General features: G+C 70.5%; 8 protein-coding genes and 2 pseudogenes. 8 read left to right on the top strand and 2 right to left on the bottom strand.

All coding sequences use genetic code 11. The annotated features are described in order from the left end of the window. Positions 1-2 precede the first annotated feature (2 nt). From ACZ6CL_RS33265 to ACZ6CL_RS33275, 3 genes and pseudogenes are all read left to right on the top strand, one after another. Positions 3-173 (top strand): annotated as a pseudogene (locus tag ACZ6CL_RS33265) (transposase); the annotation flags it as partial. A gap of 92 nt (positions 174-265) precedes the next feature. Continuing rightward, the gene (locus ACZ6CL_RS33270; RefSeq protein WP_468942687.1) at positions 266-1,507 is read left to right on the top strand and encodes an ATP-grasp domain-containing protein; all 1,242 of its coding nucleotides are present in this window, start codon (positions 266-268) and stop codon (positions 1,505-1,507) included. A gap of 39 nt (positions 1,508-1,546) precedes the next feature. Then, positions 1,547-3,577, top strand: a complete 2,031-nt coding sequence (locus ACZ6CL_RS33275) for a hypothetical protein (protein ID WP_468942689.1) — start codon at positions 1,547-1,549, stop codon at positions 3,575-3,577. Here the strand turns inward: ACZ6CL_RS33275 and ACZ6CL_RS33280 are convergent. Then, positions 3,492-4,740 (bottom strand): annotated as a pseudogene (locus ACZ6CL_RS33280) (MFS transporter). The gene ACZ6CL_RS33275 and the pseudogene ACZ6CL_RS33280 overlap by 86 nt on opposite strands. An 83-nt stretch (positions 4,741-4,823) precedes the next feature. After that, positions 4,824-5,402, bottom strand: a complete 579-nt coding sequence (locus ACZ6CL_RS33285; RefSeq protein ID WP_468942690.1) for a class I SAM-dependent methyltransferase — start codon at positions 5,400-5,402, stop codon at positions 4,824-4,826. 125 nt (positions 5,403-5,527) lie between these two features. Here ACZ6CL_RS33285 and ACZ6CL_RS33290 point away from each other — a divergent pair, with 125 nt between their 5' ends. From ACZ6CL_RS33290 to ACZ6CL_RS33310, 5 genes are all read left to right on the top strand, one after another. Continuing rightward, a complete protein-coding gene (locus ACZ6CL_RS33290; RefSeq protein WP_468942692.1) occupies positions 5,528-6,706 on the top strand; it encodes a serine hydrolase domain-containing protein in 1,179 nt (392 codons plus the stop codon). Between the two features lie 86 nt (positions 6,707-6,792). Continuing rightward, positions 6,793-8,028, top strand: a complete 1,236-nt coding sequence (locus tag ACZ6CL_RS33295) for an alginate lyase family protein (protein WP_468942694.1) — start codon at positions 6,793-6,795, stop codon at positions 8,026-8,028. Between the two features lie 36 nt (positions 8,029-8,064). Next, entirely contained in the window at positions 8,065-9,726 is a 1,662-nt protein-coding gene (locus ACZ6CL_RS33300) for an RNA polymerase sigma factor (RefSeq protein WP_468942697.1), read from the top strand. Between the two features lie 132 nt (positions 9,727-9,858). Then, entirely contained in the window at positions 9,859-12,672 is a 2,814-nt protein-coding gene (locus tag ACZ6CL_RS33305; protein WP_468942700.1) for a beta-L-arabinofuranosidase domain-containing protein, read from the top strand. A gap of 163 nt (positions 12,673-12,835) precedes the next feature. Next, a complete protein-coding gene (locus tag ACZ6CL_RS33310) occupies positions 12,836-16,054 on the top strand; it encodes an NACHT domain-containing protein (RefSeq protein ID WP_468942703.1) in 3,219 nt (1,072 codons plus the stop codon). Positions 16,055-16,169 lie beyond the last annotated feature (115 nt).

The raw sequence follows: 16,169 nt of genomic DNA on the forward strand, positions 1-16,169 counted from the left end.
GCACCGCCGGGCGCATCGAGAACAGCCAGGTCGCCGTCTATCTTGCCTACTCCACTTGATGCGGATACGCGGCAATCGACCGGGAATCGTGCGTTCCGCGTTCCTGGATGGACGACGAAGCCCGCTGCCGAGCTGACGGGACACCCGACAGCGCCGGCTTCACCACAAAACCTTGTGCGTGGGAGCGAAGCGCTTGGGCGGCAGATCGTCGGGTAGGCGCCAGTCACGTCGTCGATGCGCGCACGCGCCGAAGGAGAAACTGTCTATGCCACAAGTCGAACCGGCCACCAAGAACCCGGACAAAGGCTACGTAGCGCTTCTTGGCTGGAGTCTCAATGCGGTGGAAGCCCTCGATCGGTTCGACCGGCGATACGTCGTCGTGGCGCCGGAGTGGGCCGAGGAGTACTGCGTCAACCACGGCATCCCCTACATGCTGTGGAATTTTGAACGGCTCAACGACCGCTCCATGGAGATCGCCGAGACTCTTCAGAACGAGGGTGTCGACGTCGCGATCCCGCTGTTCGAGGAAACGGTTGAATGGGCAGGGGCGATCAACTCCGTTCTGCTGGACAACCCGCGTTTGTACGGTCAGGCCATGCTGCTGCGGGACAAGGCGCTGATGAAGCGCCGCGCGCAGCTCGGTGGCATCCGGGTCGGAATATTCGAGGAAGCCCACGACCGGGACGACGTGATCCGCTTCCTCAAGCGCGTCAATCAGACCCTGCTCAAGCTGGACGGCGACCCGAACGACCCGATCCATCTCAAGGCGTTCGACAAGGCGGGATGCCTGGGGCACCGCGTCATCCGCACCCCGGACGAGGTCGACACGATTCCGGAAGAGGAATTCCCGGTCCTCATGGAATCCCACCTCGATGGCTGGGAGTTCGCGGTCGAGGCGTGGGTACACAACGGGAAGATCAAGTTCCTCAACATCTCCGAATACGTCACGCTGGGATATTCGGTGTTCGTGCCGGCAACCCCGGAGCTGGAGCGGTACCGCCCGCAGATCACGGCGCAGATCGAGAAGCTCATCAAGACGTTCGACATCGAGTTCGGCTTCGTGCACCCGGAGTATTTCGTCACCAGTGACGGCGAGATGTATTTCGGCGAGGTCGCCTACCGACCGCCGGGCTTCAAGGTGTTCGAGCTGCTGGAGCGGGCATACGGGTTCAACGCCTACCATGGGCTGGTGCTGGCCTTCGATCCGAAGACGACCGAGGAAGAGATCGACGCCTTCTTCCCGCGCGAGGTGGTCGACGCGTCCGGGGTCGCCGGCTGCTTCGGTGTCTACCCGCGCCGCCGTGTCGTCAGCGACCTGCAGATCCCGGAGGAGACCGAGGACGACGACTACTACGAGTCGCACGACCTCTCGACGCCGCTCGAGGAGACTGTCACCAAGAGGACCGCGTTCGGCACCCACTGGGGCCTGGTGTACTTCTTCGGTGAGGACCCCTACCGGATGCGCGACCTGTTGAAGAAGCAGGAAGAGCTCGACTTCTACGTCTGACGACCCCGTGGGCGCAGAAGACCAACCCGAGGAAAACCTTTGAAACCGACCGTCGACGTCCGTGGTGAGGTCACGACGCTGGACAAGCGCGTGACCTCACTCGACGACGCCATCCAGGCCATGGCCGAAACCCGCGACTTCGGCAAGCACACGAAGCTGCGGCGGGTTCTGGAAGCATTGCGGCGAGTGCTCATGCAGCCGGGCGGCGCCGCGGCGGTCCAGGCCAGGGCGCAGGCCCTTGAGGAAGCCGGGCTTTTCCAGGGGACGGACTGGGCGACACCAGAGATCCTTATCCCGGCGCTGGTCAGGCCGGGCCTGCACAGCGGAGACGCGGACACCGTTGTCATGGAGGCGACCAGCGAGCTGCGGATGCTCGCTGTCGCCCGCGGCGACTTCGCGCACCCGACGCTGCCCGCCGAGGACGCCCGCCAGTTCCTGTCCCAGGTACTGGCGATGAACCTGGAGCTGCTGTTCACCCCGCCCAGCGAGGCGGAGCGAACCCAGCAGGGCCGGACCGCACAGCTCATCCGCATCCTGTTTTCCCACCTCGCCGACGGGATCGGTTACGACAGCGTCCTGGACGACCTGGTCGACGAGATCTGGCGGATCCTGCGCCAGCGTCCGATCCAGGTCGAGGCGGTGCAGTCCCTGATCACCCGGGTGGCGACCTACCGCGACGATCCGGACGTCGCTCTTGGCGTGTCGTCGGGGCTGGGCATCGACCGGCTCATCACGAGCCTGTACGGGACCACCGAGGCGTGCCGGGAGGACCCGGGCATGGAGGTCTTCCGCTCCCGGCTCGAGGCGATGGACACCGGCGGCCTGCAGTACGAGGCGGCGGGGTTCGCGCGGGCGATGCACGACACCGGCCTGGTGTCGCCGTACCACGCGGAACTGCTCCGGTTCCTGCTGAGCGAGAGCGACTACCTCGTCGGTGAGGCGCTCGGGCTGTCCGACACCGGCCGGAACTGTCTGCTGCGCTACAGCGAACTGGTGCACCGGCTGATCGAGGTGGCCGTGCACCCGCAGACCGCGCAAAGCGTCTACGGGCTGGCGCTGCTGCTCGACCGCGGCATCCTCTACGAGCCGCCGATCGTGCCCGCGCTGTGGCGCCAGCTGTCGCTGGAGCTGTCCCCGGTCGCGCGGGAGCGGTTGACGACGGTTTTCGGCGAGGTTCCGGGGCCGCGGGCGCGGCTGGTCGCGGGGGTGCTCTCGGTGCTGGGCCAGCCGCTCGGCGTCGGCCAGGGCGACAATCCCACCTGCCAGTCGGCCCGCGCGCTGTCGATGTGGTCCTACAACGACCCGGACTACCTGCTGCAAATGGTGGTCTGGGCGGCCCGCGACGACGAGATCATCATGCACTTCGAGGGTCAGCCGATCTCGTCGAAGGACAGCGCGACCGGAGTCGCCAGCACGCTGCCGATGGACCTGGACCCCGTGTCGCTGCTCGTGGTGCCCCACTTGGACCGGATCTACGCCGAGATGGGGCGGCGCTGCGCCGAGCGGCCAGGGGACCCGCACCGGTGGGTCAACCCCGAGTTCCACGGCTGGTGGGCGGGCCGTGGGTTCCACATCAACGTCGACGTCGCGACCGGGAACCTGGTCGACCTCGACGAGTTCCTGCGGCAGTTCCACGCCACCTACCACCCGTCCTACAACGGCGAGCAGCCGCTGATCCATCCCCAGCCGGCCGGTGTCGCCGTCACCGACAGCGCGGCCCGCTACGTCGGCTGGCACGCGATCACGATCCTGCGGGCCGTGCCGGACCCACAGGACGTCATGCGGGTGTATTTCTTCAACCCGAACAACGACAGCGGCCAGGACTGGGGCGACGGCGTCGTCGTCTCCACCGCGGGCAACGGCGAGCGGTTCGGCGAGGCCTCACTGCCGTTCGACCAGTTCGCCTCGCGGCTCTACATCTTCCACGCCGACCCGCTCGAGCGCGGCGAAGCGGAGCGGGTGCCCGCCGAAGACATCGCGCGGATCATCGGCTACATCGAGCGCAGCTGGGGCAACGACCGGCTCCCCGCGGGGACGCTGCAAGCCCTCGAAAGGCCCTCGAGCCTGTGAGCCTGCTGCGGTGTACCGATGGACTCCGCGTCGGCCTCGCCGGGGCAGAGGTCAGCGATCCGGCGCATCGCCGCGGCTCGGCAGCGCCGGGGTCACGCTCAGCACCCCTCGCTCCTGCAGCAGCTCGGCGGTGCGGTAAAGCAGGGCCAAGGCGGATCCGTCGGTGGTGGGCTGCGGGCGCCACCGCTGCCGGGGCACCCCTGGCGGTCGGGGGCATGACGATGCCGAGGCCGAGTCCGGTGAGGACCAGGGCGGGTGCCAGGTAGAGCGGCAGGATGTCCGTGCTCTGCGGTGTCAGGCAGGTCAGGACGAGCATCCCGGCGGCCGCGGCGATCAGACCGGGCAGGATCAGCGCCGCGGGTGCGACGCGTCCGTGCGGTCTCCCGGCGATGAGCGTGGCGCCGAGCAGGGCGGCGAGGGCGTTGATGATCAGCGTCAGGCCGGCCTGGACCGGTGAATAGCCGAGGAGGGTCTGGGTGTAGTCGCTCATGAACAGGTAGAAGCCGAACATCGCGACGAACATCAGGGTGATCGAGAGGAACGCACCGGCCCGGGCCCGGTGCGCGAGCACCCGCATCGGCAGCAGCGGGTGGGGCACAGGGACCTCGACGGCGGCGAACACGGCCAGCAGCAGGACACCACCGGCCAGCAGTGCCAGCACCTTCGGCGCGCCCCAGCCGAGCGGTTCGGCCTCGTTGAAGGCATAAACCACCGCGGCGAAGCCGGTGGCGCTGAGCAGGGCGCCCGCGACGTCGAGCCGTCCGCCGCCGCGGACCGGACGGCCCGCTGGTACGAACGTCGCGCCGAGCACGGCGAGCAGGGCGATCGGGACGTTGATGTACAGGCACCATCGCCAGCTGGCGTACTCGGTCAGCAGTCCCCCGGCGACCAGCCCGATGGCCGAGCGCGCCACTGACCCTGCCGCCGATCAGCAGCAGTCCGCCGAAGGCCAGGGCATACGCGGTGATCGCCCATTGCCGGTTCGCGTCGGACATACCGATCGCGCTCTGCGCGGAGGGCAGCGCGATGTTCACGACCGTCCCGTCCAGCACCACGAGCAGCTGGGCCGCGCTCACCGCCAGCAGCGTCCACCACCGGCGTTGAGACGCGGGGGCGTCAACGGACAGCTCAGCCTTGGATAGTTCGATGTCTGGGGAAGCCATGACGTCAAGTGTTTCGTTGAAGTGACTCCGGAGACTTTTCACCGCCCGTGGCCGGCGGTTCGGGGCCGGTGGGCGGACAGCCCTCAAGTCTGCGGTTGAACCCGGCCACGCAGGATCAGCACCGCCAGCCCTTCCGCATCGAACCGATCCGCCCGCTTCCACCCGGTGCTCAGCAGGCCGATCTCCGTCTCGTCCAGCGCGATGTCCCGCCGCTCCTCGGGCGTCGTCGCGGCGAGCGGTGTGATCACCACGACCGCTCCGCCTTCCCTCAGTCGATGGCCGAGGTCGTCCATGACCCGGGTGCGGTCGCGGAAGAAGGGATAGACCAGCCGGAGCGTGATCAGGTCGTAGCCGTCCCGCTGCAACACGGCGAGATCCTCCCGCTCGATGTCCAGGCGCAGCCACCGCACGCCCCTCGGGTGGGCGGTACCGGCTCGGGCGAGGGCGCTGTCGGCCCAGTCGACGGCGTCGACGGTGTAGCCCACCGATGCCAGATACGCCGCCAGTTCGCCCAGGCCACAGCCCACGTCGAGGGCCCGGCCGCCCTCGGCGGGGGCGGGTACGTGCGCGGACAGCAGTGCGCGCTCCGTGTCCCCCAGGGGCCGGAATGTCTTTCCGTCGGCGTAGTGGGCGTCCCATTCGTCCTGCTGTGTGTGTCCCAACGGGGCTGCTCCACGGTCATTGACGATGAGGGCTTCTGTTCCAGTGCACGGAGTTCCCGGGTTTTCGTTGGTCCAACCAGTCGGTATGTTGCAAGTCCGCTGAACACACCTGTTGGGAGTGCCCCATGACGCCGCAGTCCGTGCCGTCCGCGCCGCGTATCGAAGGCCACTGCGACCCGCGGTTCACCGCCGTGCGGGACGCGTTCGAAGCCAACTTCGCCGAGCGCGACGAACTGGGCGCGGCGGTCAGCGTCCAGGTCGGCGGGCGGGCCGTGGTGGATCTGTGGGGCGGCTGGGCGGACGCCGGGCGCGCGCGGGCGTGGGAGCGGGACACCGTGGTGAACGTCTGGTCCACCACCAAGGGCGTGACGGCCCTGTGCGCCCATGTGCTCGCGGACCGGGGGCTGCTGGACTTCGACGCGCCGGTGGCCGCGTACTGGCCGGAGTTCGCGGCCGCGGGCAAGGCCGAGCTGCCGGTGCGCCATCTGCTCTCCCACCGGGCGGGCCTGGCCGGGCTGCGGGAGAAGCACACCACGGCGGATCTGTACGACTGGGAGAAGACCTGCGCGCGGCTGGCCGCCACCGAGCCGTGGTGGGAACCCGGAACGCGGTCCGGCTACCACGCCATGATGTACGGCCACTTGGTCGGCGAGGTCATCCGGCGCATCACGGGTCTCCTGCCCGGCGAGTTCCTGCGGCAGGAGATCACCGGGCCGCTGGGGATCGACTTCAGCATCGGCCTGCCGGAGAAGGAGGCCGGGCGGGTGGCGGAGCTGGTCCATCCGCCCGCCGCCGCGTCCAGCGAACAGGCTGCTGTCTTCGCCCAGTTGGAGCCCGTCGCCATCGCCGCGCTGGCCAATCCGCTCGTCGGGGCCGCCGAGGCCAATACGCCGGAGTGGCGGGCCGCCCAGATACCGGCCGCCAACGGCCACGGGACGGCCCGTGCGCTCGCCACCCTCTACGGCGTCTACGCCCGCCACGGTCTGGCCGGGGACCACCGCGTGCTCTCGTCCGAGGCCGTCGAGCGGGTCCGTGAGGGGCAGGGGGCGTGCCGTGACCTGATCCTGGGGCACGGCTTCACCCATCACACCGAAATCGGGCTCGGGGTGTGGCTGAGCGGCCCCAACGGCTCCTACGGCCCCAATCCCCGCGCCTTCGGTCACGATGGCTTCGGCGGATCCTGCGGTCACGCCGACCCCGAAGCCGAGGTCAGTCTCGGCTATGTCATGAACCGCATGGGCCCGCACATCGCCGACGACCCCCGGAAGAAGGCGCTGATCGACGCGGTGTACACGGCGCTGTGACGACGGGGTAAGAAAAACTGTTATCGGCGGTGGTGTGGCTCCGTCTCCTGGGCATCCCTTGTCATCCCGTTCAGGAGTTGCGTCACATGCCGCACGCGCACGACAACAAGCACCGCCTCAGCCGCAGAGGCCTGTTCACCCTCGGCGGTGGCCTCGCGGCGGCCGGGGCGCTCGGCGGCGGGATCGCCGCGCTCGCCGGGGGTGGCGCGGAGGCCGCCCCGACGGCCTTCACGCACCCCGGCGCGCTGCACAACGCCGGTGATCTGCACCGCGCCAAGGTGCGGGTGGCGGCGGGCGACGACCCGTGGCTGGCGGGCTGGAAGAGACTCACCGCCAACCGCCACTCCGCGAGCACCTGGCAGCCGAGGCCCCAGGCCACCGTCATTCGCGGTGGCACCGGCCAGAACTACCCCACCCTGTACCACGACGTCCACGCCGCCTACCAGAACGCCCTGCGCTGGAAGATCGGCGGCACCAAGGCGAACGGCGACACCGCCGTCGCGATCCTCAACGCCTGGTCGGCCACCCTGAAGGAGATCACCGGCAACGCCGACCGCTTCCTGGCCGCCGGTCTCTACGGCTACCAGTTCGCGAACGCCGCCGAGCTGATGCGCGGCTACGGCGGCTTCGACCTCGCCCGCTTCCAGATGATGCTGCGGCGTGTCTTCCAGCCGCTCAACGAGGACTTCCTCACCCGCCACAACGACGCCTGCGTCACCAACTACTGGGCCAACTGGGACCTCTGCAACACCGCCTCGCTCCTGGCGATCGGCATCCTCCACGACGACGCCACGGCGTTCGACCGCGCCGTGACGTACATGAAGTCCGGCGAGGGCAACGGCTCCCTCCGGCACGCCATCCCCTTCGTCCACGAGAGCCAGGGGCTCGCGCAGTGGCAGGAGAGCGGTCGCGACCAGGGCCACACCATGATGGGCATGGGCCTGATGGGCGCGATCTGCGAGATGGCCTGGAATCAGGGCATCGACCTGTACGGCTACGACGACAACCGGTTCATGAAGGCCGCCCAGTACGTCGCCACGTACAACCTCGGACGGGACGTGCCGTTCACCACCTACACCTGGGGCACCGGCCAGAGATGCGCGCAGCGGTCGCAGACGGTGATCTCCGATGCTGGCCGCGGGCAGATTCGCCCGGTCTGGGGCGTCTTGCACTACCACTACGCGCGGCGCCGGGGGCTCTCCGTGCCCGCCATCACGGCGATGGCTGAGAAGGTGGGCGCCGAGGGCGGTGGCGGCGACTACGGGCCGAACAGCGGAGGGTTCGACCAGCTCGGATTCGGGACGCTCCTCTACGCGAAGTGAGACCCGGGCGAGCAGGGACGGCGGAAAGGGCGGGCAGTGGACGGACGGCAGTGGCGCTCCACCATCGCGGCGGCGCGGAACGGCGACCGGCGCGCCCTCGACGAGCTGGTCGAGGGCTGGCTGCCGCTCGTCTACAACATCGTCGGGCGGGCGCTGAACGGCCACGCGGACGTGGACGACGTGGTGCAGGAAACCATGCTGCGCGCCGTCCACGGCCTGGGTTCGCTGCGCGACCCGGACGGCTTCCGGTCCTGGCTGGTCGCCATCGCGATGCGGCAGATACGCGACCGGGCGCGGCGGCGGACCGCCGAGGCGCTGCCGGAGGACACCGGCGGCGCGCCGGATTTCGCCGAACTGACCGTGCTGCGACTGCAGTTGGAGGGACAGCGACGGGAGGTGGCGGAGGCGGTGCGCTGGCTCGCCGACGAGGACCGGGAACTGCTGTCGCTGTGGTGGCTGGAGGTCGCGGGCGAACTCACCCGGCGCGAGCTGGCGGCGGCCGTCGGCATCAGCCGACAGCACGCCGCCGTCCGCGTCCAGCGGATGAAGGCGCGCCTGGAGACCGCGCGGGGCATCGTCCGGGCGCTCGGCGCCTCGTGCCCGGAGCTGCGCGAGGTGACCGACGGCTGGGACGGTCGGCCCGATTCGGTCTGGCGCAAGCGGCTGGCGCGGCACATCCGGGGGTGTGCGCGCTGCTCGGGAGCGCGTGAGGACGCCGTACCCGCCGAGCGGCTGCTCGTCGGCATCGCGCTGGTGCCGCTGCCGGCCGGCTTCACGCTCGCGGCAGTGCTGGGAGGCAAGACGGCGGTGGCCGCTTCGGCCGCCGCTCCGGTGGGCTGGTCGGCCAAGGTGCTCGGCGCGCTGGCCAAGCCCGCGGTGGCGGTGACCGCCGGGGCGACCATCGCCGCGGGCGGCGCGTACGTCGTGACGCAAGCGCCGGACGAGCCCGCGCCGCGTGCCGCACCGCCCACCGCCGCGAGCACGGCGCGCCCGCCGTCGTCCGCGCCCCCGCTCTCCCCCTCACCGACACCGACACGCCCCCGGAAGCAGCTGTACGGCACCGTCGTGGACACGGCCGACCGCGCCCCCGCCGCCACCGCCCGCCCCGCGACGCTGCCACGGCGCGCGGACGGCACGATGACGCTGACTGGCGCGCCGCCCACCGGGCTGACCCACCGGGGCGAGCAGGTCACGTTCACCGGACGCGGATACTTCCGGGTGCGCTGGCAAGTGCTGCCCGGACAGCGCCCGGGCTCTCTCGCCATGGCGACGTGGACCGGTCTGCGCGGCAAGCTGTTCCACGTGGCCTCAGGCGGCGGGCGGCGCCTGGACGACGTACAGCCGGGTTCGACGGACGGCACGACCTGGATGGGCGGCCCCGCCACCGGCTCCACCGTGCTGCCCGCCGGGGCCCAGCAGATGTGGCAGAACGAGTACTTCTGGCTGGACGGCAGCGTCACCCTCCACCAGAACGAGCGGGGCGCGGACTACAACCTCTTTGCCCAGCCGTCCAGTTGGGACCAGGTCGCCGAAGACGTGGTCACCGCGCCAGACGCGGGCGCGGGCATCGTCCGGTACGGGCTGGTCCGCGACACCGGCGAGGACACGGCGCCGGTGCCGCAGTATCTGACGCGCGCGCGGCCCGCCGACCCCGGGGCCGTACCGCAGCGGTCCCGGGTCACTCCCCCGCCCCACTGAGGCATCTGCCCACTCTCGTCCCACCTCTTGACGTGTTCTGACCGGCGTTCTACTTTCTGGTCGCCTTCCCGAACGACGTTTGACATATCGAACATAAACATCTGCCCGCCGCACCCAGAAACGAGGCCATCCATGGCACCCGCACCCGCCAGACGAGCCGTCCTCCGCGCCGCAGCACTCGTCGCGGCGGCTCCGGCACTGACCTCGCTCGCCGTCGGCCGGGCAACTGCCGCTCCAAGAGCCACCACCGGGGCCCCGGCCGCCTGGACACTGCAGCCGTTCAGCCCCCAGGACGTGGTCTTACGGAAAGGCGTCTTCACCGCCAAGCGCCAGCTGATGCTGGACTACGGCCGCGGATATGACGTGGACCGCCTGCTCCAGGTCTTCCGGGCCAATGCCGGGCTCTCCACCCGTGGCGCGGTCGCCCCTGGCGGCTGGGAGGGGCTGGACGGCGAGGCCAACGGCAACCTCCGCGGCCACTTCACCGGCCACTTCCTCACCATGCTCTCCCAGGCCCACACCGGCACCGGCGAGACGGTGTACGCGGACAAGATCCGCCACATGATCGGGGCCCTGGACGAGGTCCGGGAGGCGCTGCGGCGCGATCCGGCCGTGCTCAGCGTCCCGGGCAGGTTCGGCACCGCCGCGGAGAACGTCCGCGGGTCCTACCGTTACGTCGACCTGCCGAACACCGTGCTCGGCGGAGCCACGGCGGTCACCCTCGCGGCCTGGGTGAAGCCCACCCACGCCACCGCCTGGGCCAGGATCCTGGACTTCGGCGACGACACCACCCGTTACCTCTACCTCGCCGCCCGCAACGCGCAGGGCAACCCCCGCTTCGCCATCACCACGTCGGGCGCCGGTGGCGAACAGAGTCTCGACGGCACGGCGCCACTGCCCCTGGACACCTGGAGCCATGTTGCGGTGACGATCGCGGACGGCACCGGGGTCCTCTACATCAACGGCACCGCGGTCGCGAAGAACACCGCGATGACCCTCACCCCGGCAGCGCTCGGCACCCTGCGCGACCACTGGCTCGGCCGGTCCCACTACTCCGCGGACCCGGTGTTCGCGGGTGCCTTCGACGACGTCAACGTCTGGTCGCGGGCCCTGACCGCCGCCCAGATCGCCGATCTTCAGGACCGACCGGCCGCCGAGTCGTCCGCCGGGGCCGGAAACCTGGCCGCGTATGCCTTCGCCGAGACCACCGGCGGCACCTTCGCCGACTCCTCGGGCCGCGATCAGCACGCCACCCTGCGCCGCACCTGGGGCGGGCCGAGCCACCCCGGGTTCCTCGCGGCGTATCCCGAGACGCAGTTCATCACCCTGGAGTCGATGACCAGCGGCGACTACACCGTGGTCTGGGCGCCGTACTACACCGCCCACAAGATCCTGCGCGGGCTGCTCGACGCCCACCTCAGCACCGGCGACGCACGGGCCCTGGACCTCGCCGAGGGCATGTGCGACTGGATGTACTCCCGGCTGTCCAAGCTGCCCGCGAGCACACTGCAGCGGATGTGGGGCATCTTCTCCAGCGGCGAGTTCGGCGGCATCGCCGAGGCGATCTGCGACCTGTACGCGATCAGCGGCAAGGCCCAGCACCTCGCGCTGGCCCGCCTGTTCGACCTCGACAAGCTCATCGACGCCTGCGCCGCCGGAAACGACATCCTGGACGGGCTGCACGCCAACCAGCACATCCCGATCTTCACCGGTCTGGTCCGGCTGTACGACGAGACGAAGGAGGAGCGCTACCTCACCGCCGCGAAGAACTTCTGGGACATGGTCGTCCCGACCCGGATGTACGGAATCGGCGGCACCAGCAACCGGGAGTTCTGGAGCGCCCGCGGCGCCGTCGCCAAGACCCTCAGCGACACCACGGCCGAGACCTGCTGCGCCTACAACATGCTCAAGCTGAGCAGAATGCTGTTCTTCCACGAGCAGGACCCGGCGTACATGGACTACTACGAGCGCGCCCTCTACAACCAGGTCCTCGGCTCCAAGCAGGACAAGGCCGACGCGGAGAAGCCGCTCGTCACGTACTTCATCGGCCTGGCGCCGGGGCATGTGCGCGACTACACCCCCAAGGCGGGCACGACCTGCTGCGAGGGCACCGGCATGGAGAGCGCCACCAAGTACCAGGACTCCGTGTACTTCAGGAAGGCCGACGGCACCGCCCTGTACGTCAACCTGTACAGCCCGTCCACCCTCACCTGGGCCGAGAAGGGCATCACCGTCACCCAGTCCACCGGCTATCCCCGGGAGCAGGGTTCCACCCTCACCATCCGGGGCCGCACCGCCGCCTTCGACCTGCGCCTGCGGGTGCCCGCGTGGGCGACGAGCGGCTTCCGGGTGACGGTCAACGGCAGGGCCGTCAACAGGACGTGGTCACCCGGTAGTTATGTCTCGGTGTCGCGCACCTGGCGCGACGGGGACACCGTCCGGGTGCTGATCCCGTTCCGGCTGCGGGTGGAGAAGGCGCTCGACGACCCGTCCGTACAGACCCTGTTCTACGGCCCGGTCAACCTGGTGGCGCGCGACGCCCGCACGTCGTTCCTCACGTTCGGCCTCTACCGCGACGCCGCCCTCTCCGGCGATCTGCTGCCCACGCTCACCCCCGTACCCGGCAAGCCGCTCCACTTCACCCTGGACGGGGTCGAGTTCGCCCCGTTCGCCGAGGGCACCGAGGAGCCGACCCACGCGTACTTCCGCCGGTCCGAGCCGACGGTGGTCTTCGGCGGCACCGACTCCGGCATCGCCAACCCCGTACGGGACGACGGCACCACGCTCCTCGACGCGATCTGGGCCGCCGCCCCGTACCGGAACAAGGGCGCGCTGGTCAAGCACGTCCGGTCCACCGTGGACTCCTGGGTGGCCTCGGGACTGCTCGGCGCGGCGGACGGCCGGGGCGTGGTCGACGCGGCGAGGAAGGCCGACTACGTATCCTGAGCGAACGCGACCCCACGCAAACGAAGATGACGGGCGCTCGGTGCAAGCCCGGCGCCCGCGCGCCCTGCCTCAAGACAGCCGTCCACGGCTATGGTGAGCGGGGTTCGAGGGACACGGGACCCGGCGGGGGAAGCGCGTCGGCGCTGGTGAGGGAGGGGCTGCTGTGGACGGCGGCACGGTGGGCCTGAAGATCGCGTCGGCAGTGGTCGTGCCGGTGGTCAAACGACTGCTGCTGCCGCCCGCGAGCGCGCCCGCGGCCGAGTTCGGCGAACGCCCGATTCCGGTGCGGCGGCTGGTGTCGTTCGGCCGGGAGCACCGCACCCTGACCGAGGACGATCTGCACAAGCTCGCCCGGGAGCTGGTCCGCCGCGCCGTGCGGGCCGCGGGTCCGCACGATCCGCCGATCGGCGCCGACGAGCACGACTCCGTCGGCCAGGCGCTGACCCGCACCCTGCACGCGCTCGGCGATCTCGACATGGACGACGTCCAGGCCTTCGCGCTCGGCCCCGAGCGGCTGGCCGCCGAGCTGTCCAAGAGCGCGGGCCCCGACACCCGGCGACTGCTCAGCGACGACGCCGCCCGCTTCCACGACCGGCTCCTGGAGACGGCGTGCGTGCACCTCATGCGCTTCTTCAGCCAGCGGCCCGGTTTCGCGGCGCGTGCCCAGATCGAGCAGAGCCGCGAGATCCGGGAGCAGAGCGAGAAATTGGACAGGATCCTGCGGCGGCTGCCCGACATCAGCCGCCAGGACACGGAGTTCGAGGAGGAGTACGCGCGCTACGTCGTCGAGTGCCACGGCAGGCTCACGATCTACGGCGTCGACCTGCGTGAACCGGACGGCCAGGACTGGCCGCTGGAGACCGCGTATCTGAGCCTGGAGGCCAGGCCGTACCGCGAGGGGGCCGATCCGCTTCCGGTGGTGAACGGCGAGCCGGGCACCGACCGGGAGACGGAGGCCGAGCGGGCGTCGGGCCCGGCCGAGACGGTCTTCGCCCGCCATGAGCGGGTGCTGCTGCGCGGGGTCGCGGGCACCGGCAAGACGACCCTGGTGCAGTGGCTGGCCCTCGCGACGGCGCAGCAGGAGCGGCTGCCGGGCGGGCTGACACAGCTGTTCGGGCGCGTCCCCTTCGTCCTGCCGCTGCGCACCCTGGCGCGCAAGAACGCCGAGCTGCCGATGCCCGAGGACTTCCTGCGCTGGATCGGCTGCCCGCTGGTGGGCACGGAGCCGGACGGGTGGGCGGCGAGGGTGCTGCAGCACGGGCGCGGCGTGCTCCTGATCGACGGGGCCGACGAGATCCCGAAGGAGGACCGGACCCGCACTCGGGCCTGGCTCAAGAAGCTGCTCGCCGTCTTCCCCGGCAATCTGTGGCTGCTCACCTCCCGCCCCTCGGCCCTGGAGCGGGGCTGGCTGGCGCACGAGGGCTTCCAGGAGTTCGCGCTCGCCGCGATGCGGCCCGCCGACATGAAGCAGTTCATCCGGCGCTGGCACGCGGCGGCCGGGGCGTCGGAGGAGCTGGGCGACTCGCTGACGCTGTCGCTGCGCAGCAGCCCCGAGCTGAGCCGTCTGGCGACCAACCCCCTGATGTGCGGCCTGATCTGCGCCCTGCACCGGGAGCGCCGCGGCTTCCTGCCCCAGGGCCGCGCCTCGCTGTACGAGGCGGCGCTGTCGATGCTCCTGGAGCGGCGCGATCTGGAGCGCGAGGTGTACGGCCGCAGCCGCCCGGTGCTGGACCAGAGGTCGGCGACGGAACCGCTGCAGAAGCTGGCGTACTGGCTGATCCGTAACGAGCGGACGCAGCTGGATCGTCCGGACGCGGTGGACGTGGTGCGGCGGCTGCAGCCGTCCGTACCCCGGCTGGCGGAAATCGGGACGGCGGAGGAAGCTTTGCAGCATCTGCTGGAGCGTTCCGGTCTGTTGCGGGAACCCGCCACGGGTGCAGTGAACTTCATTCACCGGACTTTTCAGGATTTCCTGGGCGCCCGGGCCGTACTGGAAGAGCGCGACATGGGCATGCTGGTGAACAACGCGCACTTGGACCAGTGGGAGGACGTGGTGCAGATGGCCGTCGCACAGGCCCGTCACCAAGAGCGCGCCGATCTGCTGACCCGCCTCCGCGAGCGGGGCGACCGGGAGCAGGACGCGGCGGTGCGGGCGCGCCTGCGGCTCCTCGCGCTCGCCTCCCTCGAACAGGCCACCCGCCTGGAGCCGACGGTGCGCGAGGCGATCGAGGACCGGGCGGCGCGGCTGCTCCCGCCGCGCAGTCTGCGGGAGGCCAGGTCGCTGGCGCAGACGGGCCCGCTGCTGCTCGGTCTGCTGCCCGCCGCGAAGGACCTGGCGGGCGACGAGGAGCTGGCCACCGTCCACGCGATATGCCAGATCGGCGGGGACGCCGCCATCCCCCGGCTCCGGGAGTTCCTGCGCACGGGCCAGCCCGCGGTGCGCGCGCAGCTCCTCGCCCACTGGGACCGGTTCGACACGACCGCGTACGCCGAGGAAATCGTGCGCCCACTCCTGGAGACCGCGCCCGAAGAGCTGGTCACGGTGCGCTCGCACGCCGAGCTGGACGCGCTGCGCACCATGTCCGGGTATCAGCGCGTAGGGCTGCACGGCGACTTCGGCCCCGACGAGATCCGCGCCTCGCTCGACCCGCGGCGGCTGCGCGAGTTGCGGCTGCGCAACACCCTCCAGCTGGAGGACCTCGGCCTGCTGTCCGCCTACCCCGAGCTGGAGACGCTCGCCCTGCAGGGCTGCCGGAACGTCAAGGACCCGGCGCCGCTGACCCGGCTGCCGCGGCTGCGGCGGCTGGAGCTGCGGGACCTCCCCCAGTTCGAGACCCTGCTGAGGCTGTCGGACTGCCCCCGTCTTGAGGGCCTGCTCGTCGGCCCCGAGGTGCCCTGGCGCGGCCTGTCCGACCTCCCGCGCGCCGGCGAGCTGCGGCTGCTGGCGCTGCCGTCGGCGGCGGCCCAGCTCGGGGGCATCGTGGCGTGCCGGGGGCTCGAGGAGCTGCGGCTGCAGGACGCGAGCGAGCGGCTGACGCCGGACGAGTGGGGCTCCCTCGTCGCCGAGTTGCCGAATCTGCGCAAGCTGACGCTCTCCCCGCAGCAGCTGAGCATGCTGCTGTTCGCCCCGCGCACCGAGATTCCCCAGGTCACCCACCTGGATGTACGGGCCAGGGCGGGCGCCGCGGTTCCGCTGCGGCGGATCGCCCGGCGCCTCCCGGGGCTTGAGGAAATCCATCTGTCGCAGGTCGCCGAACTCGACCTCGCCTCCCTCGCCGGACTGCGCGGGCTCCGCCGGGTGCGGCTCGTCTACCCCGGAGAGATCCGCGGGGCGGACGCGCTCCCCGAGAGCGTCGAACTGGATGTCTATCCGCACCCCTGACATACCGCACCCGCGTTCGATAACAGGGGCCCGTAGGACGCCACCTCGTACGCAATCCGGCCTTCACCTGGTGTGACGCTCCCGCGACGGGTAAATTCTCTGTTTACAGGCGTAG

It is taken from the genome of Streptomyces sp. NPDC041200 (genome assembly GCF_055591805.1).

Excerpts from the sequence above, each read along its gene's own strand:
- ACZ6CL_RS33270 (WP_468942687.1), top strand. The coding sequence starts at position 266 with ATGCCACAAGTCGAACCGGCCACCAAGAACCCGGACAAAGGCTACGTA.
- ACZ6CL_RS33290 (WP_468942692.1), top strand. The coding sequence starts at position 5,528 with ATGACGCCGCAGTCCGTGCCGTCCGCGCCGCGTATCGAAGGCCACTGC.
- ACZ6CL_RS33295 (WP_468942694.1), top strand. The coding sequence starts at position 6,793 with ATGCCGCACGCGCACGACAACAAGCACCGCCTCAGCCGCAGAGGCCTG.
- ACZ6CL_RS33305 (WP_468942700.1), top strand. The coding sequence starts at position 9,859 with ATGGCACCCGCACCCGCCAGACGAGCCGTCCTCCGCGCCGCAGCACTC.